We start from the raw sequence: 23093 nt of genomic DNA on the forward strand, positions 1-23093 counted from the left end.
GTCAGTTCTTGCGGATTTTTTCGACGATTGCGGTGGTCGAGCTGTTCTCGACCAACCCCAGTACCTTCACTGTGCCGCCGTAGGCCTTGACGATATCGGCACCCACCACCTGGTCGATACCGTAGTCACCGCCCTTGACCAGCACATCCGGTTTCACCTGGCTCAGCAGATTCTCCGGCGTGCCTTCAGGGAAGCTGATGACCCAGTCCACCGCGCCCAGCCCAGCCAGCACGGCCATACGCCGATCGACACTGTTGATCGGGCGGCCAGGGCCCTTCAGACGGCTTACCGAGGCATCGTCGTTGACCGCGACGATAAGACGATCACCCTGGGCACGCGCCTGCTCAAGGTACGTCACATGCCCTGCATGCAGGATGTCGAAGCAACCATTGGTGAACACGATCTTCTCTTTGTGCGCACGCGCATCGTCGATGGCCAGCAGCAGTTGCTCCAGGCCCAGCACGCCACGTTCGGAACCCTCCTCGCGCTGGATCGCGCGACGCAGCTCAGGTGCACTGATCGCTGCAGTACCCAGTTTGCCGACCACGATGCCGGCCGCCAGGTTGGCCAGGGCAACCGCGTGGGGCAGGTCCTCACCGGCTGCGATGGCTGCAGCCAGGGTGGAAATCACGGTATCGCCAGCGCCGGTCACATCGAACACTTCGCGGGCACGGGCCGGCAGGTGCAGCGCCGGGTGGCCGGTGCGCAGCAGGGTCATGCCGTGCTCGCCACGGGTAACCAGCAACGCCCCCAGGTCGAGGTCCAGCAGCAGCTGCAGGCCTTTGGCGACCAGCTCGGCCTCATCGGCGCAGCGGCCCACGATGGTCTCGAACTCGCTGAGGTTCGGCGTGATCAGACTGGCACCGCGGTAGATCGAGAAGTCCTTGCCCTTGGGGTCGGCCAGTACCGGTATGCCCTTGGCACGGGCGGCCTCGATCAGGCTCTGATGATTTTTCAGCGCGCCTTTGCCGTAGTCGGACAACACCAGCACTTTGACACCGTCGAGCAGGCTTTCGACTTCGGCGCCCAGCGACAGCGGGTCAGTGGCGAACGGCTCTTCGAAATCGATGCGCAGCAACTGCTGGTGCCGGCTCATGACCCGCAGCTTGACGATGGTCGGCTGGTGCGCAATGCGCTGGAAAACCGAACGCACACCCGCCGCCTGCAGGCTGTTGGCCAGGCTGTCGGCGGCTTCATCCTGGCCGGTAACGCCGATCAGTGCCGCCGGAGCGCCGAGGGCGGCAATGTTCAAGGCAACGTTGGCCGCGCCGCCGGGGCGATCCTCGATCTGATCGACCTTCACCACCGGCACTGGCGCTTCTGGCGAGATACGTGAAGTACCGCCATGCCAGTAGCGGTCCAGCATGACATCGCCGACCACCAATACCGGGGCTTGATCGAAACGCGGCAGGGACAACTTCATGGGCAACCCATATGGAAATAATGAACAGGGGCAGGATATTAGCACAGGGTAAGCGACGGCTTTATGGCCAGATCGGGCCCTGGAAAATTCCGGTGACAATCGGGGCCATACGGCCCCGATCAACGACAACTCAGGTGATATCGGCCTTCGCCGGCTCGTCCAAGCCCATGGCATGCAAGCGGGCATAATAGCCATTGGCTGCCAGCAGCTCGGTATGGGTGCCGCGCTCCACCAGACGGCCCTGGTCCATCACCAGGATCTGGTCGGCTTTTTCGATGGTCGACAGGCGGTGCGCGATCACCAGCGTGGTGCGCCCCTGCATGACATGGTCCAGCGCAGCCTGGATATGACGCTCGGACTCGGTGTCCAGTGCCGAAGTCGCTTCGTCGAGGATCAGCAGCGGCGCGTTCTTCAACAGGGCCCGGGCAATCGCCAGGCGCTGGCGCTGGCCACCGGACAGCAGCACGCCGTTTTCACCCACGTCGGTGTCGAAGCCCTTGGGCAGCTTGTCGACGAACTCCTTGGCATAGGCATCGGCAGCCGCCGCTTCGATGTCCGCACGCGGCGCGCCGGCCAGGTCGCCGTAGGCGATGTTGTTGGCCACGGTGTCGTTGAACAGGGTCACATGTTGGGTCACCTGCGACACGTGCCGGCGCAGGTTGCGCAGGCGGTAGTCTTCGATCTCTACGCCATCGAGCAGGATCTGCCCTTGGTCATGGTGATAGAAGCGCGGAATCAGCGCCGCCAGCGTGGACTTGCCGCTACCAGAGCGCCCGACCAGCGCGATCATCTGCCCAGGCTCGGCGGTGAAGCTGATGTCGCTCAGCACTTCGCGATCGGTGCCCGGATAGGTGAAGCTCAGGTTGCGTACCTCGAGGCGACCTGCCAGGCGCTCCTTCTCGATCGTACCGCGGTCGATCTCGGGCTGCTCGTCCAGTTGCTCGAAGATGCTCTCAGCACCGGCCAGGCCTTTCTGGATGGTCGAGCTGACTTCTGAAAGCTGGCGGATCGGCTTTGGCAGCAGGCCCGCGGCGGTGATGTAGGCCACCAGATCGCCCGCGGTCGAGTCGCCCCGCAGGAACAGCACCAGGAACATCAACGCGGCCATGGCGCTGTAGATCACCAGCTGCAACATGGGCGTGTACAGGGCGCCCGTCTTGGTCATGCGCAACTGTTTGTCGGTGTTGCTCTGGCTGGCACGGCTGAAGCGCTGCTGCTCGTAAGCCTCGCCGCCGAAGCTGCGCACCACACGGTAGCCCTGGATGGTTTCGGAAGCCACGTGGGTCACGTCGCCCATCGCCACCTGGATCTTCTTGCTCTGTTTACGGAATTTCTTGCTGGCGACGCTGACCATCACCGCGATCACCGGCAGGATGGCGACCATCACCAGGGTCAAGTGCCAGTTCATCCAAAGCAGGTAGGCAAACAGGAAGACCACCGTCAGGCCTTCACGGATCACGACCTTGATTGCATCGGTGGCGGCCCCCGTCACCATGGTCACGTTGAAGGTGATGCGTGAGATCAGGTGCCCGGAGTTGTGGTTGTCGAAATAGCGGTTGGGCAGTACCAGCAGCTTGTTGAACAACTCCACGCGCAGGTCATGCACCAGGGAGAGGGAAACCTTGGCCAGGAAATAGTTGCCGAGGAACGAACCCAGGCCCTGCCAGGCCGCGATCAGGATGATCAGCAGCGGTACCGCCTGCAGCAATTGCAGGTCGCGCAAATAGGGGACGTTGGGGAACAACACCGCTTCGGGGTTGCTCAGGCCATCGACAAAGTACTTGAGGATCCCGGCCAGCATTGGCTGGGTAGAGGCAAAGATCACGAAACCGATGATACTCAGCAGGAAAATGCCGATATAGGGTTTCACGTAGCTCAGCAACCGGAAGTAGATCTTCAGGCTGGAGGTGTGCTCCGCCGGTAGCGGTGTTTCGGCCATCATCGAGCTCGCTGTTCAGGTTGAACCGGAAATTTTACCACAGGCGTCATTTTCGGCACGCCTGCGGTGCAACAACATGCCGGGCCGACGGCCCACACGACCTGCGCCCGGTTTTTTCATACGGCTTAAGCCCCCTGGTCGGTCGAAAAAGACCAACATGGTGCTGGAGGATTATTTTCGGCATTATTGCCGGTCATTTTGCTCGCCAGACGACAAGGCTCAACTCATGCAATGCTCTCGGCTCACCCAGGTCGACTTCGATCAGCTGACACTTGGCGCCCAGATACTGGAGGCAGACAGCCATGGCGCCAAAGTCTACCTGCTTGAGGATGGTAACTTCCTCAAGGTTTTTCGGCGCAAGCGTCTGATTTCATCTGCGCTGCTGCGCCCCTACTCCCAGCGCTTTGTGGACAACGCTGCGCGCCTTGCACAGCTGGGCATCCCTACGCTCGAGGTCATCAGCCAGCACAAGCTGGACCTGCCGGGCAGAACCGCAGTGCTGTACAGGCCGTTGCCGGGGCGCACACTGCTGCAGATGTCGCGGGACGAAGGCTTCAGCTGGGACATCTACCTGCCCCGCCTGATCACCCTGATCCGCCAGTTGCACCGTAACGGCGTGTACTTCCGCTCCCTGCACCTGGGCAATGTGGTGGTCACGCCCGACCAGCACCTGGGCTTGATCGACGTTGCCGACATGCGCTTTTTGCGCCCACCACTGTCTGCCCGTATGGTTCGACGCAACGTGCAACACATGGTGAGTTACATCGCACGGGAGAAACTGGGCGACCGCTTCCCCCTCGCCGATTTCCAAGCGGCCCTGCTGGCACGCTGAACCTCAGCCCCAGCGCCTGGCAGGGCGTTACAAACCCCGGCCAGGCGCTGCGCCGAGCGCGGTATCAGTGCACGAAGATGGATATACCCATGCCTGCCAAGGCGCCGATCACCAGCGTCAGTGCCAGCTTGATCCGGTCGCGATTACGCCGTTTGGCCTTGCGGTGAACTTCTTCAGGCACGGTGACGTGGCTACCAAAGCCGGTGTGCAGGACGGCGTCTCCCTCCAGGGTGACCGCTGTCAGGTTCAATTGCGCGTAACGCCGCGACAGCGCCTTCTCGCCCGCATAGCCGGCAAAGGGCGCACAGCGCTGATAATCGCTCAGCCGACGCAACCCCGGATTCAGGGAAAAGGCCTGCCACTCGGCTTTCTCGGAGTGCAGTGGATAGCAGGGTACCCCGGCGATGACCTGCCGATCCCCCAGATGGATATAGGGGCTGTGGATCGACAGGTCATGAGCATGGCTGCGCAACCAGACCTGCAGCACCTGGGGGCTGGCCTCAAGGATCGCCCTGGAGTCTTCGACGAAGGCCTGGCGGTAGAAGCGCCAGTCGTCCTCGCAATGAAAGATGTAAGGCGTCTTGACATGGCTGTAGGCCAGGTCGATCGAGGCCAACTGCCCAAGCTTGGGGCGGTTGACGAATACCGTGCAGTGGGGCTTCCAGTGCTCGGGTACGGCACCGTGAACAGCGTCGTCACCGGAGTCCTCGGTAATGAAGACCTCGCGAATGGGCGCTGTGTTGTAGCGATCGAAGCTCTCAAGGGTTTCCTTGAGCAGATCGAACCGACCGCAGCTGGTCACGACAAGCGTGACATCACTATCATTTGAAAAGCGCACCGGACTCCCTCCGCGTTGCGACAACAGACTTTACGCAGCCACTCCCTGGTCACGAAAGCTCTTTTAGTTAAATGCCCAGCGTCAACCGCAGCCTCTGCCAGACGGACAAGGGCGGGTGCGGCCTGAGTGCCGGGCGCATATGGTCGACGATGCTACGGCCAACTTCAGCGAAACTGAAGCGGGAAACCGCCAGATGCCGACCATTTTCTGCAATTTGCCGGGCCAGGCCCGGATCGGCGCGCAGGGTACGCAGCTTCGCCTGGAGCGTCGGGATGCTGTCGTACAACACCACGTTGTGCATATCCTGCAGGCCCAAGGCGCTATTTTCTTCGGCCCCCTGGTCGAACGCCAGCAACACGCAGCCGCAAGCCATGGCCTCGAAGTTCTTGATCATGTACTCGCCCATGCCCACATCGGCACTGACAAAGAAGCGGATCCGGTTGAGCGTGTTGCAATAGTCTTCGCCAGATTTGGTGCGGGTCACCACCAGGTTTTCCACCCGCCCCAATTCATCCAGCAACGCCTTGCGCCCGCTGTAGGCAACACTGTTGGTACTGCCGACGAACGCCAGTTCGATATCGCGCTCAAGCCCTTGGTCCGTGAGCAGGCGCTCGTCATAACCCTTGGGCACGAACACCGCATCGAACCCTTCCTGACGCAAGCGCTCGCTGACCATGTAGCCGGAACTGATCACCCGTGCCCACGGCAGCTTGCGGTAATGCGCGCTGAACTTGCCGGTGTACTTGCAGGGGATGTAGTTCTGGTAGGCATCATGCTCGAGGATCACCAGGTTGGGCACGGTACGGATGAACGCGGCCTGACGTATTTCCTGCTTGAAGCGCAGGAAGAACACGATGCGGTCGTAGCGCTCGACCTGCACTTCGCGCTTGAAATAACGGCGCAGGTTGCGCTGGTCATCGCTGGTCAACCAGCGCAGGTCGCACTCACAGTTGACCGCGACGCCGTCGTACAGGCGATCGAGGATGGCCCGCTGTTCTTTCTGCACCAGAAATAAGACTTTCATTGCTTTCCTTGGGCGCTCTGCGCCTTCGCGGTCAACCATGGGCATTGTCTACAGCTCACGGCGCCAGAACAGTTCATGCCGGCGCACGGCCTTGCGGAAGAACTCATTCTCACCGTAAGGCGATGGCCGGCGCCCGGCCAGCCAGCGCTGCAACAGCCGACGCAAGCGGCGCTTGAACGGCGCGGCAGGCTGCAGGTCATGCATCATGCCCAGGGCCATCGCCTTGTCGCGCTGCGTTGGCAGGTCCAGCACCAGGCTGCACGGTGCCCACGGCTGGCCGGCACTCAGTTGCGGTGGCAAGGCCACGCCATCGCCGCTATCGCCCATGGGCCAGCGGTCGTTGTCGTGCAGATGGTTGGCATAGCACAGCAGCGTCTGCGGGTGCCACGCCAAGCCCTCAAGGGCCTGCATGACGGCCACATGGGCGCAGATGTGATCAGGGTGCGGGTCCAGCTGCGGGTGCGGCAGGACCAGCACTTCAGGCCGGGCCATCTCCAGCAGCGCACGCACGTCAGCCAGCAGGTTGTGCCAGGTGGGCGCGCCATCGCTGTCAGCCGGCAACGACAACGGGTTGAAGCGACGGAACGGGCGGATATCGGCCATCTCGGCTTCACGGGAAACAGCCGGCACATCGGGCGCTGCCTGCATGGCCGGCAGCTGCAGGCAGAAGTAGCCTAATTGCACGCAACGCGCCTCTGGCACCCCGGCCCAGCGCGGCACGGCAATACTGTCCCAGGCGCGCAGGCGGCCCTTGAGCCGTGCTGCCTCGGCCTTGCCCATGCCCATCTGCTGGTAGTGTTCTGCTTCGATTTCGCCAGCGGTCAAGGTCACCACCCAGGCTTCGTCGGCCTGGCTGTAAAGGCCATAGGCCGCCAGCTCGGCATCATCGGCATGGGGTGCGATCACCATCAGGCGACGGCGCTGCATGTCGACGCCGGGGGTTATCCACAGGCGCGGCTGGCCCTGCAGGCGACAGTGACGGCCGCGCACGCGCAGCGTACCCGCCTGCAGCGGTGCAGCCAGCCCGGTCAGGTTCAGGAAGCGAACGCCGTCGACACCACGCTCCAACGTCTGCCGGTCAGCGCGCTCATCGCCCAGCAGCTCGACACAGGGGTCGAGAAAACGCCCCAGCCACCTGCTTTTCACCCGCACTTCGACGATCAGCGTTTCATTACCCTGCAGCGCCGTATCGACCTTGAGCACGCCGTCACGCAAGGTGACAGGCGCTTCGCGGGTCTGCTCGCCGAAGTCGTAGGCGTAGTCTTCGTTCGGGGCATAGAAAAGATGATCGGCGAACCAGGCTTCGTGGCCCGCCCAGAGCAGTGGCAGCAGCAACAACGGCAGCCACCACCAGGTGAATGTGCCCAGGGCAACCAGCACCGCCAGCCCAGCCAGCAGCCCCAGGCGCTTGTTGCGCCGGTGGCGCTTGAGCAACTGCTGTTTGCGGCTCACGCCTGGAACACCGGCACAGGGTTGCACCAACGGTCTTTGTACTCGCGGTCGGCACGGCCGAACGAGAAGCGCAGAGGCTTGTTGCGTGCGCGAGCCTCTTCCCAGGCAGCCTGGGTGTTGAGGAAGCTCAGTACGCTGCCAGGGCTGAAGGCCTTGGTCTCGGGGTCGACGCCGCCATTGACGTACTCGACACTGATCCACTGCGGCGCTTCCACCCGGTAGACCAGCTGGATGGCGATGGGCTTGTCGTCGAGCAACAGCACCGAGCCGATCAGCAGCTCACGCAGACGCTCGAGCACATCGGCCATACGCTCGGCACCGGTGGCCGGGAACCCCCAGCGGCGCTGGAACAGATCGCAGTACATGGCGGCGATCTGCTGGGCACTGAAATCGGCAATCGGGCGCACCACCCCACCCGCCTCTTCCAGCAGGCGCAACTCGCGGCGCTGGTTGTAGCGGAATTTCTTCGACAGGTCTTCATGGGCGCGGGCCATCGCCAACTGCTCTTTCTGAGCCTTCAGGCCACTGAAGCGCCCCTGGTTCAGCTCGGACAGGTAGCGCGCGGTATGGCGCAAGGGTGCGGCGGCGTCGCCTGCGGCTGGCAGAATGATCTCGGCATTGCCCAGGTCGAACAGGCCTTTCTTGCCGGCACGCTTGAGCACGTCCTTGGACAGCGCCAAATGACGCCCCCAAGTGGCAATGCCAGCCTTCAGCTCGCCTGCCTGATGCCAACCCAGGTAACGCACGGGGATCTGCGCCAGGTCCGCCAATCGTTCGATCACCAGCGGGTGCGTGGCAACGCTACCACCGAACCGCTCCCACGCCTCGGCGTAGGCGGCGGCGTCGATGACCTGCCAACCACGCTCACGCACAGCCTGAATATGATTGAGCATCACTTGCGCACCGCCAGCGCACTGACTTGCGGCAGCTGCCAGAAGGTTTCACGCACGGCCTGATCGGAGAAACGCTCGTGCAGGCGCTGCAGCATGTGCGAGGCGCATGCTTCGCGCTGCTGCTCATCCAGCAACGCCATGTGCTTCAAGCCCTGGGCCAGCTGCGAGGCATCGCCGAGGGGGAACAACACACCCACGCCTTCGACCACTTCACGAGCCCCACCGCAGGCCGTTGCCAGCACCGGTACGCCGGCCACCATGGCTTCGAGCAGGACCATCCCGAACGGCTCATGATCGGAGCTCAGCGCGAACACGTCGAACGCCTGGAAGTAGCGGCGCGCATCCGCGACCTGGCCGAGGAAGTCGACCTGCCCGGCAATGCCCAGCTCGCCAGCCAACGCCTTGAGCTGGCCTTCCAGCCGCCCCGTGCCGAGGATCGCCAGACGAGCGCCGGCCGGCAGCCCTGGCAGGGCCTGGGCAAAACCGCGCAGCAAGGTCGCCTGGTCCTTGTCCGGGTGCAGGCGCCCGACATTGCCGACGACCCACGCCTGCGCATCCAGGCCAAGGGCCTGACGCGCTTGCGCGCGCGGCACCAGCGAAGCCTGCAGGGCCTCGATGTCGATACGGTTGTACAGCGTCTGGATCCGCTCGGCCGGCCACCCAGGCAGGCAGCGGCGCATGTCGTCGCGCACCGCGTCCGACACGCCAAGCAGGCTCAGCCGCTTGCTGAACAGGTTGGCGAACAGGCGCCGCCCCTTGCGTTCATAGTCGCCGAACGCATGGTGCACCCCGATCACCGGCAGGCCGGTCGCCAACAAAGCCACGTAGATCGGCTTGAAGCGGTGGGCGATGCAGAAGCTGAAATTGCGCTCGGCCGCGATACGGCGCAGGGCGCGTATGGCGCCGAGCTTCAGGCCGCGAACGGCCTTGGAGCTGAATTGCAGGAACAGCACTTCGTCCGACGCGCAGCCAGCCGCAACCTGCGGGTCGGCGGCGCCGGTGAGAAATACCGTGGTGACCTTGTAGCCACTGCCTTGGAACAGGCTGGCGTACTGACGGGCACAGTCCAGGAACGGCCCGTCATAACCATGGCAGAACTGCAGGATGCGCGGCTCAGAGCGGCTGGTCATACGCGGCGGCGCCGTCCTTCACAACAAGAATGTCTTCCATGATCAGGTACTGCAGGTCCGAGCCGAAGAACATGTTCAGCGCATCGGTCGGCGAGCAGATCATCGGCTCGCCGCGGCGGTTGAGCGACGTGTTCAGCGACACGCCATTGCCGGTCAGGTCTTCCAGCGCCTTCATCATGTCGTAGTAACGCGGGTTGTACTCACGCTTGAGCACCTGGGCGCGCGAAGTGCCGTCCTCGTGCACCACTTCCGGCACGCGGGTCTTCCACTCTTCAGCCACTTCGAAGGTGAAGGTCATGAACGGCGCCGGGTGATCGATCTTGATCATTTGCGGGGCGACGGTGTCGAGCATCGACGGGCAGAAAGGCCTCCACCGTTCGCGGAACTTGATCTGGTGGTTGATACGGTCAGCCACCCCTTCGACGCTCGGGCAGCCGATGATCGAACGGCCACCCAACGCGCGCGGGCCGAATTCCATGCGGCCCTGGAACCAGGCCACCGGGTTGCCGTCGACCATGATCCTGGCGATCTGCTGAGGCATGTCGTCGAGCTTGCGCCATTGCGGCTGGTTCGGGTGACGGGCACAGGCGGCGATCACGTCTTCGTTGGAGTACGAAGGGCCGAGGTAGACGTGCTCCATCTTCTCGACCGGTACGCCACGGGCGTGGGACACATAGGCGGCAGCACCGACCGCAGTACCGGCGTCACCGGAAGCCGGCTGGACGAACAACTCTTTGACGTCCGGGCGGGCGATGATCTTCTGGTTGAGCTTGACGTTCAGCGCGCAGCCGCCGGCAAAGGCCAACTTGCCGGTTTCACGCAGGGTGTCGCCCAGGTAGTGGTCGATCATCTGCAGGGCCAGCTTCTCGAACAACGCCTGCATGCTCGCTGCGTAATGGATATAGGGCTCGTCGGCAATGTCGCCTTCGCGCTTGGGGCCCAGCCATTCGATCAGTTTCGGCGAGAAGTAGAAGCCCTTGCCCTTCTCTTTATAGCGGCGCAGGCCGATGACGTTGGCGTACTCAGTGTTGATCACCAATTCGCCGTTCTCGAAGCTGGCCAGGCGGGAGAAGTCGTATTTGCTCGCATCGCCATAGGGCGCCATGCCCATGACCTTGAACTCGCCATCGAGCATTTCGAAGCCGAGGAACTCGGTGATCGCACCGTACAGGCCGCCCAGCGAATCCGGGTCGAAGAACTCTTTGATCTTGTGGATCTTGCCGTTTTCGCCATAGCCGAAGAACGTGGTGGCGTACTCACCCTTGCCGTCGATACCGAGGATCGCTGTCTTTTCCTTGAAGCCCGAGCAGTGATAGGCACTGGAGGCATGCGCCAGGTGGTGCTCGACCGGCTCGATCTTGACTTTTTTCGGGTCGAAGCCCAGTTGCTCCAGGCACCAGACGATCTTCTTGCGGTAGCGCTTGTAGCGACGGTTGCCCATCAGAATCGCGTCCAGGGCCCGGTCCGGTGCGTACCAGTAGCGCTTGGCATAGTGCCAGCGAGCCTTGCCGAACAGGCTGATCGGGGCGAACGGGATAGCGACCACGTCGACATCGGACGGCTTGATGCCAGCCTGTTCCAGACAGAACTTCGCCGACTCGTAAGGCATGCGGTTCTTCGCATGCTTGTCACGCACGAAGCGCTCTTCTTCGGCGGCGGCAATCAGTTTGCCGTCGATGTACAGGGCCGCGGAAGGGTCATGGCTAAGGGCGCCGGACAGGCCAAGAATCGTCAATGCCAAGGGATCAGCCTCTTCATTCGGTAGAGATGCGCCAGCGGCCTCAGGGGCGGGTGACGGCTAAAAGGCGGGATTATAACGCAAACACTTGCAACTGGCCCTATCGCCGGCAAGGCGGCTCCGACAGGCGCGGCGCGGCGTTAAGCGCGTGCCGCGCCGGCGACAGGGGCAGACTGGGCAACCGCTCTATTCAGCGATCAACCAGTCCATGCGGTAGCTGCCGGCAGTCTGCGCCAGCTCTCTGGCCAGCCAGGGCAGCAGCGCCTTGAGTTCGTCTTCCAGCCCCCATGGCGGGTTGGCAATGGCCAGGCCCGAACCATTGAGACCCTGTGGGCTGTCCTGGTGGTGAACATACAGCTCGACCCGCAGCAGCTTGGGCGCGCCAGTGCTGGTCAGGTCCTGATAGAACCGTGTGAGCGAGCGCTGGTCCTTGATCGGGTACCAGATGGCCGCGACGGTCTGGCGCATGCGGCCGATCGCCTCTTTCAGCGACGTGGTGCAGCGCTTGAGCTCATCGGCTTGCTCGAACGGCGGATCGATCAGCATGATCGCGCGTTTTTCCGCCACTGGCAGCAATGCCCGCGGCACGTGCCAGCCCTCGCCCAGGTGCACCACCACGCGCGGGTCTTTCTTCATGTTCTCTTTGAGCAGCGGCCCGTCTTCAGGGTGCTTTTCGTTGAGCAGGGCGCGGTCCTGCTGGCGCATCAGCCGGCGGGCAAGCTCCGGCGAACCGGGGTAGTAGCGCAGCTCGCCATCGCTGTTCAGGCGCTTGATGACGCGAAGGTAATCGGCGGCGATGGCCGGCAAATCATCGCGATTCCACAAGCGCGCGACCCCTTCCAGGTACTCACCGGTACGGGTGGCCTGGTCGCCTTGCAGGTCATAGAGACCCAGGCCGGCGTGGGTGTCGATATAGGCGAACGGCTGTTCTTTGCGCGACATCAGGGCGATGAGGCGGGTCAGCACGATGTGCTTGAGGACGTCGGCATGGTTGCCGGCGTGGAAGGCGTGACGATAGTTCATGGCAACTCCTGCGCGGGCAGCAAGTTTACCTTGCCTTGCCGGCGGAGTCAGGCCTGGCTGCCGCTCGACAGCGCCCCGACCGCCAGTTACCGGCGATCAGGGCACCTCGACCCGACAGGTGTCAGGTATTACTTTTCAGCGTGATACGCAGCATCAGCGGTTTCAAAGCGCGAAACCATGCTGTTCGTCGGGCTGCCGAGCTTGCTCACCACGACGATGGCGATGCTGGCGAACAGGAAGCCTGGGATGATTTCGTACAACCCGATGGTGTCGAACTGCTTCCACAGGATCACGGTCAGCGCACCGACCACGATACCGGCCAGCGCACCGTTACGGGTCATGCCTTTCCACAGTACCGAGATCAGCACGACCGGACCGAAGGCGGCACCGAAGCCGGCCCAGGCATAGGCCACCAGACCTAGCACGCGGTTTTCCGGGTTGGCAGCCATGGCGATGGCGATCAGCGCCACGGCCAGTACCATCAGGCGCCCCACCCAGACCAGCTCACGCTGCGAGGCGCTCTTGCGCAGGAAGGCTTTGTAGAAGTCCTCGGTCAAAGCACTGGAGCACACCAGCAACTGGCAGCTCAAGGTGCTCATGACCGCAGCCAGGATGGCCGACAGCAGCACACCGGCCACCCACGGATTGAACAGGATCTTCGCCAGCTCGATGAACACACGCTCGCGGTTCTCGGTGACCGGGCCGGCCAGGTCAGGGTTGGCCGAGAAATAGGCGATACCGAAGAAGCCCACGGCGCAGGTACCGGCCAGGCACAGGATCATCCAGGTCATGGAAATGCGGCGCGCCTTGGCGATGGATTTCACCGAGTCGGCGGCCATGAAGCGCGCCAGGATGTGCGGCTGACCGAAGTAGCCCAGGCCCCAGCCCATCAGCGAAATGATGCCGATGAAGGTCGCACCCTTGAGCATGTCGAAGTTCGCCGGGTTCTGCGCTTCGATTGCCAGGATGGTCGTGTCGAATCCGCCGGTGGAGATCAGCACGATGATCGGGGTCAGGATCAGCGCGAAGATCATCAGCGTAGCCTGCACGGTGTCTGTCCAGCTAACCGCCAGGAAGCCACCGATGAAGGTGTAGGCGATGGTCGCCGCAGCGCCGGCCCACAGCGCAGTCTCGTAGGACATGCCGAAAGTGCTTTCGAACAGGCGGGCGCCAGCGACGATACCGGAGGCGCAATAGATGGTGAAGAACACCAGGATGACGATGGCGGAAATGATCCGCAGCAGGCCACTGCTGTCTTCGAAGCGGCTGGAGAAGTAGTCCGGCAGGGTCAGCGCATCGCCATTGTGCTCGGTCTGCACCCGCAGACGGCCAGCGACGAACAACCAGTTGAGGTAAGCGCCGACGGTCAGGCCGATGGCGATCCAGGCCTCGGACAGGCCTGAGAAGTAGATGGCGCCCGGCAGGCCCATCAACAGCCAGCCGCTCATGTCGGAAGCACCAGCGGAAAGCGCGGTGACCACGCTACCCAGGCTGCGACCGCCCAGAATGTAGTCGGAAAGGTTGTTGGTAGAGCGATAGGCGGCGAAGCCGATCAGTACCATTACCGCGATATAGATCACGAAAGTGATCGTTAGTGGATTGCCCATGCTTGTGCCCTGGCGTTTGTTTTTATGTCATGTACAACCGAATCGGGACGGTTGCACCCAGGCGGCGAATCCTATGCAACAACGTTAATGGGGTGCAACCACTTTTCATCGGCCAGTTGCACCTTCTCGTGCATTTTCAGGTCATGCCGCTTTTTTGCTCCTTTCTGGAGCAAAACCTGCTTTTTTCAGAACAAAATGCATCAGAAAGAGGCAGCTTTACCGCGTAGGATTATTCATCAGACGAGTTGCACCTCTTCCGCCAAAAAATAGGGTTGCACCTGGTTGCACCTGAAATGTCCTACGGCTACTCTTGGCGTTAGCTTAGGCCACAACCGTGGCAATAACGAGGATAAGAAATGGCGACGACCACCCTTGGGGTCAAACTCGATGACCCTACCCGTGAACGACTCAAGGCAGCTGCGCAGTCTATCGACCGCACGCCGCACTGGTTGATCAAGCAAGCGATCTTCAACTACCTGGAGAAGCTGGAGGGTGGCGCCACCCTGACCGAACTCAACGGTCAGGCCAACAACCCGGCCGACGATGCCGGTGAAGTACAGCCCGACCACGCGCACCAGTGTTTCCTGGAGTTCGCTGAGAGCATCCTGCCACAGTCGGTGCTGCGCTCGGCCATTACAGCCGCCTACCGCCGCCCCGAGCAGGAAGTGGTCCCGATGTTGCTGGAACAGGCGCGCCTGAGCGCGCCACTGGCCGAGGCGACCAACAAGATGGCCGCCGGCATCGCCGAGAAGCTGCGCAACCAGAAGAGCGCTGGCGGCCGCGCCGGCATCGTCCAGGGCCTGCTGCAGGAATTCTCCCTGTCGTCCCAGGAAGGCGTGGCGCTGATGTGCTTGGCCGAAGCCCTGCTGCGCATCCCCGACAAAGGCACCCGTGACGCGCTGATCCGCGACAAGATCAGCAGTGGCAACTGGCATCCGCACCTGGGCAACAGCCCGTCGCTGTTCGTCAACGCGGCCACCTGGGGCTTGCTGCTCACCGGCAAGCTGGTCTCCACCCACAACGAAGCCGGCCTCACCACCTCGCTCACCCGCATCATCGGCAAGAGCGGCGAACCGATGATCCGCAAGGGCGTCGACATGGCCATGCGCCTGATGGGCGAACAGTTCGTCACCGGCGAGACCATCGCCGAGGCGCTGGCCAACGCCAGCCGCTTCGAATCCAAAGGCTTCCGCTACTCCTACGACATGCTCGGCGAAGCCGCGCTGACCGAGCACGACGCGCAGAAATACCTGGCGTCTTACGAGCAGGCGATCCACTCGATCGGCAAGGCCTCCCACGGCCGTGGCATCTATGAAGGCCCTGGCATCTCGATCAAGCTCTCGGCACTGCACCCACGCTACAGCCGCGCTCAATACGAGCGGGTGATGGAAGAGTTGTACCCGCGCCTGCTGTCGCTGACCCTGCTGGCCAAGCAATATGACATCGGCCTGAACATCGACGCTGAAGAGGCCGACCGCCTGGAGCTGTCGCTCGACCTGCTCGAGCGCCTGTGCTTCGAGCCATCGCTGGCCGGCTGGAACGGCATCGGCTTCGTCATCCAGGCCTACCAGAAGCGCTGCCCGTATGTGATCGACTATGTCATCGACCTGGCCAAACGCAGCCGCCACCGTCTGATGATCCGCCTGGTGAAAGGCGCCTACTGGGACAGCGAAATCAAGCGCGCCCAGGTCGAGGGCCTGGAAGGCTATCCGGTCTACACCCGCAAGGTGTACACCGACGTTTCCTACGTCGCTTGCGCCCGCAAGCTGCTGTCAGTACCGGAAGCCATCTACCCGCAGTTCGCCACCCACAACGCCCATACCTTGTCGGCCATCTATCACATCGCCGGCCAGAACTATTATCCGGGGCAGTACGAGTTCCAATGCCTGCACGGCATGGGCGAACCGCTGTACGAGCAGGTTGTCGGTAAAGTCTCGGAAGGCAAGCTGAACCGCCCGTGCCGCGTTTACGCGCCGGTCGGCACCCACGAAACCCTGCTCGCCTACCTGGTGCGCCGCCTGCTGGAAAACGGCGCGAACACCTCGTTCGTCAACCGCATTGCCGACCACTCGATCTCCATCCAGGAACTGGTCGCCGACCCGGTCGCCAGCATCGAGCGCATGGCCACCCAGGAAGGCAGCATCGGCCTGCCGCACCCGCGCATCCCGTTGCCGCGTGACCTTTATGGCAGTGAGCGGGCCAACTCGGCCGGTATCGACATGGCCAACGAACACCGCCTGGCGTCGCTGTCCTGCGCCATGCTGGCCACGGCACACAATGACTGGAAAGCCACCCCATTGCTCGCCTGCGCCGCCAGCGAAGGCGCTGCCACCGCGGTACTGAACCCGGCGGACCATCGCGACGTGGTCGGCCACGTGCAGGAAGCCACCGTTGCCGACGTCGACAACGCCATCCAGTGCGCGCTCAATGCGGCACCGATCTGGCAGGCCACGCCGCCCGCCGAGCGTGCAGCGATTCTGGAGCGCACCGCTGACCTGATGGAAGCCGAGATCCAGCCGCTGATGGGCCTGCTCATCCGCGAGGCCGGCAAGACCTTCGCCAACGCCATCGCCGAAGTGCGCGAGGCCGTCGACTTCCTGCGCTACTACGCCGTGCAGGCGCGCAACGATTTCAGCAACGACGCCCACCGCCCGCTGGGCCCGGTAGTGTGCATCAGCCCGTGGAACTTCCCGCTGGCCATCTTCACCGGCCAGGTCGCCGCAGCCTTGGCTGCCGGTAACCCAGTGCTGGCCAAACCAGCGGAGCAGACGCCACTGATCGCGGCCCAGGCGGTGCGCCTGCTGCTCGAAGCCGGCATTCCGGAAGGCGTGCTGCAACTGCTGCCAGGGCGCGGCGAAACCGTGGGTGCCGGCCTGGTCGGCGACGAACGCGTCAAGGGCGTGATGTTCACCGGGTCCACCGAAGTGGCGCGCCTGCTGCAGCGCAACGTGGCCGGCCGCCTGGACAACCAGGGCCGCCCGATCCCGCTGATCGCCGAAACCGGTGGCCAGAATGCGATGATCGTCGACTCCTCGGCATTGACCGAGCAAGTGGTGATCGACGTGGTGTCCTCGGCCTTCGACAGTGCCGGCCAGCGCTGCTCGGCCCTGCGCGTGCTGTGCCTGCAGGAAGACTCGGCTGACCGTGTGATCGAGATGCTCAAAGGTGCCATGGCCGAAAGCCGCCTGGGCAACCCGGACCGCCTGGCGGTAGACATTGGCCCGGTGATCGATGCCGAAGCCAAGGCCGGTATCGAGAAGCACATCCAGGGCATGCGCGAAAAAGGCCGCCCGGTTTATCAGGTCGCGATCGCAGAGGCTGCTGAAACCAAGCGTGGCACCTTCGTGATGCCGACCCTGATCGAGCTGGAGAGCTTCGATGAGCTCAAGCGCGAGATCTTCGGCCCAGTACTGCACGTGGTGCGTTACAACCGCCGCAACCTCGACCAGTTGATCGAGCAGATCAACAACTCCGGCTACGGCCTGACCCTCGGCGTGCATACCCGCATCGACGAGACCATCGCCAAGGTGGTGGAGAACGCCAACGCCGGCAACATGTACGTCAACCGCAACATCGTGGGAGCGGTGGTGGGCGTGCAGCCGTTCGGTGGTGAAGGCCTGTCCGGTACCGGCCCGAAAGCGGGTGGCCCTCTGTACCTGTACCGCCTGCTGTCGACCCGCCCGACCGACGCCATCGGCCGGCACTTCCAGCAACAGGACGGCGAAGGCAAACCGGACCGCACCCTGCACGAACAGCTGATCAAGCCGCTGCACAGCCTCAAAGCCTGGGCCCAGAACAACCAGCAAGCGGAGCTGGCCACGCTGTGCGACCAGTTCGCCAGCCAGTCGCAGAGCGGCATCGCCCGCCTGCTGCCAGGCCCGACCGGCGAGCGCAACACCTACACCATCCTGCCGCGAGAGCACGTGCTGTGCCTGGCAGACAACGAAGCCGACCTGCTGGCACAGTTCGCTGCAGTCCTGGCGGTGGGCAGCTCGGCAGTCTGGGTGGATGGCGAGCCAGGCAAAGCCCTGCGCGGTCGCCTGCCAAAAGAGCTGCAGGCCAAGGTCAAGCTGGTGGCGGACTGGAACAAGGATGAGGTGGCGTTCGACGCGGTGATCCATCACGGCGACTCCGACCAGTTGCGTGGCGTGTGCCAGCAAGTGGCCAAGCGCGCCGGTGCGATCGTCGGCGTGCACGGCTTGTCCAGCGGCGACCATCAGATTGCCCTGGAGCGGCTGGTGATCGAGCGAGCGGTGAGTGTGAATACCGCTGCAGCGGGGGGTAATGCCAGCTTGATGACCATTGGTTGAACAGGCTGAGGTAACGAAAAGGAGAGCTTCGGCTCTCCTTTTTTTGCCTGTCTCGAAACAGAGGAATGTGGTGGGAAATTTCTCTCAGCGTATAACGTTGAAATGCTCCACACCCACGCCAAACACGCGTCCCATTCCTCGTTTTGAACCCATATCACCCAAACTTATCAATCTCCCCCCTCACCAGCCGATTCCCTACACTCGCAGCATCCCGCCTCAGGACCGCCACCATGCCCGAGACCCTGCTCAGCCCCCGCAACCTCGCCTTCGAACTCTTTGAGGTGCTCGACGCAGAAGCCCTGACCCAGCGCCCGCGCTTCGCCGAGCACAGCCGCGAAACGTTCGACGCCGCGCTGACCACCGCCCGCACCATCGCCGAAAAGTACTTCGCCCCGCACAACCGCAAGGCCGATGAAAACGAGCCGCGCTATGTGGATGGCCGCGCCGAACTGATCCCCGAGGTGAAACCGGCGGTCGATGCCTTTCTCGAAGCAGGCTTCCTCAATGCCAACCGCGACTTCGAAGTCGGCGGCATGCAGCTGCCCAGCCTGGTCTCGCAAGCCTGCTTTGCCCACTTCCAGGCCGCCAACGCCGGCACCACGGCCTACCCGTTCCTGACCATGGGCGCGGCCAACCTGATCGAAAGCTTCGGCAGCGATGAGCAGAAACGTCTGTTCCTGCAGCCGATGATCGAGGGGCGCTACTTCGGCACCATGGCGCTGACCGAACCGCACGCCGGCTCGTCGCTGGCCGATATCCGCACCCGTGCCGAACCTGCCGGCGATGGCAGCTACCGGATCAAAGGCAACAAGATCTTCATTTCCGGCGGCGACCACGAACTGTCGGAAAACATCGTGCACATGGTCCTGGCCAAGCTGCCCGATGCACCAGCCGGGGTGAAAGGCATTTCGCTGTTCATCGTCCCGAAATTCCTGGTCAATCAGGACGGTAGCCGTGGCGAACGCAACGACGTGCTGCTGGCCGGGTTGTTCCACAAGATGGGCTGGCGCGGCACCACGTCCACCGCGCTGAACTTCGGCGATAACGGGCAGTGTGTCGGCTATCTGGTGGGCCAGCCGCACCAGGGCCTGGCCTGCATGTTCCAGATGATGAACGAGGCACGTATCGGTGTCGGTATGGGCGCGGTCATGCTCGGTTACGCCGGCTACCTGTACGCGTTGGAATACGCGCGCCAACGGCCCCAGGGGCGGTTGCCGGATAACAAGGATCCTCAAAGCGCTGCGGTTCCAATCATCAGCCACACCGACGTCAAGCGCATGCTGCTGGCGCAGAAGGCCTACGTGGAAGGTGCCTTCGACCTGGGCCTGTACGCCGCGCGGCTGTTCGACGACACCCACACCGCCAGCGACGAAAACGGCCGCGCTCAAGCCCAGCAACTGCTCGACCTGCTGACCCCGATCGTCAAGTCCTGGCCATCGACCTTCTGCCTCAAGGCCAACGAACTGGCGATTCAGATCCTCGGCGGCCACGGCTACACCCGCGAATACCCGGTGGAGCAGTACTACCGCGACAACCGCCTGAACCCGATCCACGAAGGCACCGAGGGCATCCAGTCGCTAGACCTGCTCGGACGCAAGCTGGCGCAAAACAATGGCGCCGGCCTCAAGCAGCTGATTCGGTTGATCGCCAGCACCGCGGAGCGCGCCAGCCACCACCCCAATCTTGATACCTTGCGCCAACCCCTCGAGCAACTGGTCAGTCGCCTGCAAGCCGTGACCCTTGCCCTGCTGGGTGATCTTGCCCAAGGCCAGGTTGCCGACGCCCTTGCCAACTCGGCGCTGTACCTCAAGGCCTTTGGCCATTGCGTGATCGGCTGGCGCTGGCTGGAGCAAGCGATACATGCCGAACTTGGCCTGCTCAAGGGCAATGCCGCAGACCGCGACTTCTACCTGGGCAAACTGCAGGCAGCCCGTTATTTCCTGACTTGGGAAGTACCAGGCTGCCATAATGAGCTGGCATTGCTCGAGGCGCGCGACACCACTTGCCTCGCCATGCAGGACGAGTGGTTCTAAGGGGGAGCCACCGTGTACACGGAGGCTTGCGCATGTTCGATTCCAGCGCCCTGCTGCGCCAGCGCTTTGCTGCGCTGCGCAGTACGGCCGAGTTGTTTTCCCTACGCCATGTAAAACAGTCGCACCAAGCGCTGTCGGTTCGCCGCAATGTCGCCGAACCGCCATGCTTCAGCCTGGACGAAGGCGCCATGCTCAGCGTGCGGGTCAATGGCGTGGAGGCCTATGCGGCGACGGCCGACCTGTCCCAGGCTGGGCTGCAGCGCGCCCTGGAGCAAGCCGAGACGCTGGCCCGGCAGATCGCCCGGCACAGCCTGCTGGACCTGCGCGACCAGCCCGTGGCCAGCGCACGCCACGATCATGTCTCGCCCAACTTCGACCAGCCCGTCCCCAGCCTTGCCGATTGCCTGGGCCTGCTCGCCGCCGAATCGGCCAGCGTGCCCAAGGACAGCCGCCTGGTGGACTGGCAGGCCAGCCTGGGCTTGAGCCTGGTCGAGCAAACCTACCTCAACTCCGCCGGCGCCGAACTGCGCCATGCCCAACGTTTTCTGTTCCCAGGCCTTGGCGTAACGGCCAGCGATGGCCAGGACAGCCAAAGCCGCAGCCTTGGCCGTGACAACTTCGGCCAGCAGGGTGGTTTCGAAATCATCGAGCGTTGTGGCCTGGTCGGCGCGGCCAGCCGGGTAGCCGACGAGGCACTGCAATTGCTGCTGGCCCCGAACACCCCCAGCGGCCCGCGCGACCTGCTGTTGATGCCCGACCAGATGATGCTGCAGATCCACGAATCCATTGGCCACCCACTGGAGATGGACCGCATCCTCGGTGACGAACGCAACTACGCCGGCACCAGCTTCGTCAACGCCAGCGACTTCGGCCACCTGCAGTACGGTTCCAGCCTGCTCAACGTGACCTTCGACCCAACCATCGGCGAAGAGCTGGCCAGTTACAGCTTCGATGACGACGGCAGTGCCGCCAGCAAGCAGTTCCTGATCCGCGACGGCCTGCTGCTGCGCCCGCTGGGCGGGGCGCTGTCGCAGTTCCGCTCCGGCCTGGACGGCGTGGCCAACAGCCGCGCCTGCGGCTGGAACCGGGCACCCATCGACCGCATGGCCAACCTCAACATCGAGCCGGGCGACCAGTCTCTCGAGCAACTGATGGGAGGCATCGAGCACGGCATCCTGATGCGTACCAACCGTTCCTGGTCCATCGACGATGCGCGCAACAAGTTTCAGTTCGGCTGCGAATGGGGCCAACTGATCGAGAACGGCCAGCTCAAGGGCATCGTCAAGAACCCGAATTACCGCGGCATCTCTGCGCAGTTCTGGCGCAACCTGTCGGCAGTCGGCGACCGCAGCACCTTCCAGGTGCTGGGCACGCCCAACTGCGGCAAGGGCGAACCCAACCAGGTGGTGCGCGTAGGGCACGCCTCGCCGGCCTGCGTGTTCCGCCAGATCGACGTATTCGGAGGAGACGCGTGATGAAACAGGCTTTCGAAACCCTGGTCGGGGACGTGCGCGCCGCCCTGCACGCGGGCGAGCAGTTCACCCTGAGCTACAGCGCCGAGCAGTCGCAATTCGTGCGTTTCAACCACGCCAAGGTCCGCCAGGCCGGCGAAGTGAGCCAGGCCAGCGCGCAACTGCGGCTGATCCGCGATGGCCGCCAGGCCGAACAGCAAGTGACCTTGAGCGGCGATGCGCAGCGGGATCGCCAACGCCTGGCGGATGCGCTGCAGCAGCTGCGCCAGACACTGCCACTGCTCGCCGTCGACCCTTACCTGCGCCTGGACGAGAGCGCCTGGCACAGCCACAGCCAACAAGCGCAGGCGCTGCCAGACCTGAGCGATGTGCTGGCGCTGCTGGAGCATGAAGCCGGTGACCTCGACCTGGTCGGTATATACGCCGCGGGCCCGATCTGCCGAGGCTTCGCCAGCTCGTTCGGCGCCTTCGGCTGGCACCAGGCCAACAGCTTCAACTTCGATTGGAGCCTGTTCCACCCAAACGGCGAGGCGGTGAAGGCCAACTATGCCGGCCAGTCGTGGAGCGCCGACGACTTCAGCGCACGCCTGCGCCAGGCGCGGGAGCAGTTGGGCTTTCTCGGGCGCCCGGCGGTCACCCTCAAGCCGGGCAACTACCGCGCTTTCCTGGCGCCGGCAGCGATGGACGAGATCGCCGGCATGCTGTGTTGGGGCGGTTTTTCCGCGCAGGCCCTGGCGACTGGCAACAGTGCCTTGCAGCGCCTGTACAACGGCGATGCGCGGCTTAGCCCGCTGGTGAGCTTCTCCGAGCAAGTCAGCGGTTCGTTGAGCCCGGCGTTTTCCGATGAAGGCTCACCGCGCCTGGATGTGCCGTTGATTCAGCAAGGACAGGCGCAGCAACGGCTGATCAGTGCCCGCAGCGCTGCTGAGTTCGAGTTGCTGGCCAATGGCGCAGACAGCTACGAATCGCCCTGCGCCCTCAGCCTGGCAGCGGGAAATCTTGCCAACGCAGACATCCTGGCGCGGTTGGGTACTGGCCTGTACATCAGCAACCTGTGGTACCTGAACTACTCGGACCTGCCGGCAGCGCGCATGACCGGGCTCACCCGCTTCGCGACCTTCTGGGTGGAAAACGGTCAGATCCAGGGGCCGGTAAGCACCATGCGTTTCGATGACAGCCTGTACAACGTGCTGGGGAGCCAGCTGGAAGACCTGACCTGTGAGCGGGAAATGATCCTGTCGACCAGCACCTATGGACAGCGCAGCACTGGGTCGAGTCATTTGCCCGGGGCACTGGTCAAAGGCCTGACTCTGACATTGTGATCGGCTCTCCCGGCCCCATCGCCGACAAGCCGGCTGCCACAGATTCAGCACAGGCAC

15 protein-coding genes are annotated in these 23093 nt (G+C 63.3%); 5 read left to right on the forward strand and 10 right to left on the reverse strand.

What is annotated here, in order from left to right:
• Position 1: 1 nt before the first annotated feature.
• A complete protein-coding gene (hldE, locus tag JNA92_RS06995) occupies positions 2-1423 on the reverse strand; it encodes a bifunctional D-glycero-beta-D-manno-heptose-7-phosphate kinase/D-glycero-beta-D-manno-heptose 1-phosphate adenylyltransferase HldE (protein ID WP_241804017.1) in 1422 nt (473 codons plus the stop codon).
• Positions 1424-1553: 130 nt separating this feature from the next.
• Entirely contained in the window at positions 1554-3362 is a 1809-nt protein-coding gene (gene msbA / locus JNA92_RS07000; protein ID WP_241804018.1) for a lipid A export permease/ATP-binding protein MsbA, read from the reverse strand.
• A 226-nt stretch (positions 3363-3588) separates the two neighbouring features.
• On the opposite strand from msbA, the gene JNA92_RS07005 reads away from it, so the two are divergent.
• Positions 3589-4194 carry a toluene tolerance protein gene (locus JNA92_RS07005; protein WP_241804019.1) on the forward strand — a complete coding sequence of 202 codons (606 nt, stop codon included), beginning with the start codon at positions 3589-3591 and terminating at the stop codon, positions 4192-4194.
• Between the two features lie 64 nt (positions 4195-4258).
• On the opposite strand, the gene JNA92_RS07010 is transcribed toward JNA92_RS07005, so the two are convergent.
• The 8 genes from JNA92_RS07010 to putP form a co-directional block, all read right to left on the reverse strand.
• Complete coding sequence (locus JNA92_RS07010; protein ID WP_241804020.1) at positions 4259-5032, reverse strand: glycosyltransferase family 2 protein; 774 nt, start codon at positions 5030-5032, stop codon at positions 4259-4261.
• A gap of 67 nt (positions 5033-5099) precedes the next feature.
• A complete protein-coding gene (locus JNA92_RS07015; RefSeq protein WP_241804021.1) occupies positions 5100-6056 on the reverse strand; it encodes a glycosyltransferase family protein in 957 nt (318 codons plus the stop codon).
• Between the two features lie 48 nt (positions 6057-6104).
• Positions 6105-7508: a PIG-L deacetylase family protein gene (locus tag JNA92_RS07020; RefSeq protein WP_241804022.1), complete on the reverse strand. Its 1404-nt coding sequence runs from the start codon at positions 7506-7508 to the stop codon at positions 6105-6107.
• Positions 7505-8401 (reverse strand): antimicrobial resistance protein Mig-14, encoded by an 897-nt coding sequence (locus JNA92_RS07025; protein ID WP_241804023.1) that lies wholly within the window; start codon positions 8399-8401, stop codon positions 7505-7507. The genes JNA92_RS07020 and JNA92_RS07025 overlap by 4 nt, the downstream gene beginning before the upstream one ends.
• Entirely contained in the window at positions 8401-9531 is a 1131-nt protein-coding gene (locus tag JNA92_RS07030) for a glycosyltransferase (protein ID WP_241804024.1), read from the reverse strand. The genes JNA92_RS07025 and JNA92_RS07030 overlap by 1 nt, the downstream gene beginning before the upstream one ends.
• Positions 9515-11272, reverse strand: a complete 1758-nt coding sequence (locus JNA92_RS07035) for a carbamoyltransferase family protein (RefSeq protein ID WP_241804025.1) — start codon at positions 11270-11272, stop codon at positions 9515-9517. The genes JNA92_RS07030 and JNA92_RS07035 overlap by 17 nt, the downstream gene beginning before the upstream one ends.
• A 183-nt stretch (positions 11273-11455) precedes the next feature.
• Positions 11456-12292, reverse strand: coding sequence for a 23S rRNA (adenine(2030)-N(6))-methyltransferase RlmJ (locus tag JNA92_RS07040; protein ID WP_241804026.1), 837 nt, complete (start codon positions 12290-12292; stop codon positions 11456-11458).
• A gap of 128 nt (positions 12293-12420) precedes the next feature.
• A complete protein-coding gene (gene putP, locus JNA92_RS07045) occupies positions 12421-13899 on the reverse strand; it encodes a sodium/proline symporter PutP (RefSeq protein WP_241804027.1) in 1479 nt (492 codons plus the stop codon).
• Between the two features lie 356 nt (positions 13900-14255).
• Between putP and putA the strand changes: the two genes are divergently transcribed.
• From putA to JNA92_RS07065, 4 genes are all read left to right on the forward strand, one after another.
• Positions 14256-18209, forward strand: coding sequence for a trifunctional transcriptional regulator/proline dehydrogenase/L-glutamate gamma-semialdehyde dehydrogenase (gene putA / locus JNA92_RS07050; protein WP_241804028.1), 3954 nt, complete (start codon positions 14256-14258; stop codon positions 18207-18209).
• A gap of 230 nt (positions 18210-18439) precedes the next feature.
• Entirely contained in the window at positions 18440-20242 is a 1803-nt protein-coding gene (locus tag JNA92_RS07055) for an acyl-CoA dehydrogenase (protein ID WP_241804029.1), read from the forward strand.
• Between the two features lie 32 nt (positions 20243-20274).
• Positions 20275-21717, forward strand: a complete 1443-nt coding sequence (locus JNA92_RS07060; RefSeq protein WP_241804030.1) for a TldD/PmbA family protein — start codon at positions 20275-20277, stop codon at positions 21715-21717.
• Positions 21717-23036, forward strand: coding sequence for a TldD/PmbA family protein (locus tag JNA92_RS07065; RefSeq protein ID WP_241804031.1), 1320 nt, complete (start codon positions 21717-21719; stop codon positions 23034-23036). Before JNA92_RS07060 ends, JNA92_RS07065 begins: the two co-directional genes overlap by 1 nt.
• The last annotated feature ends 57 nt before the right edge of the window (positions 23037-23093 follow it).

The sequence above is a fragment of the Pseudomonas putida genome, assembly GCF_022627325.1.
Classification (GTDB): Bacteria; Pseudomonadota; Gammaproteobacteria; order Pseudomonadales; family Pseudomonadaceae; genus Aquipseudomonas; species Aquipseudomonas putida_X.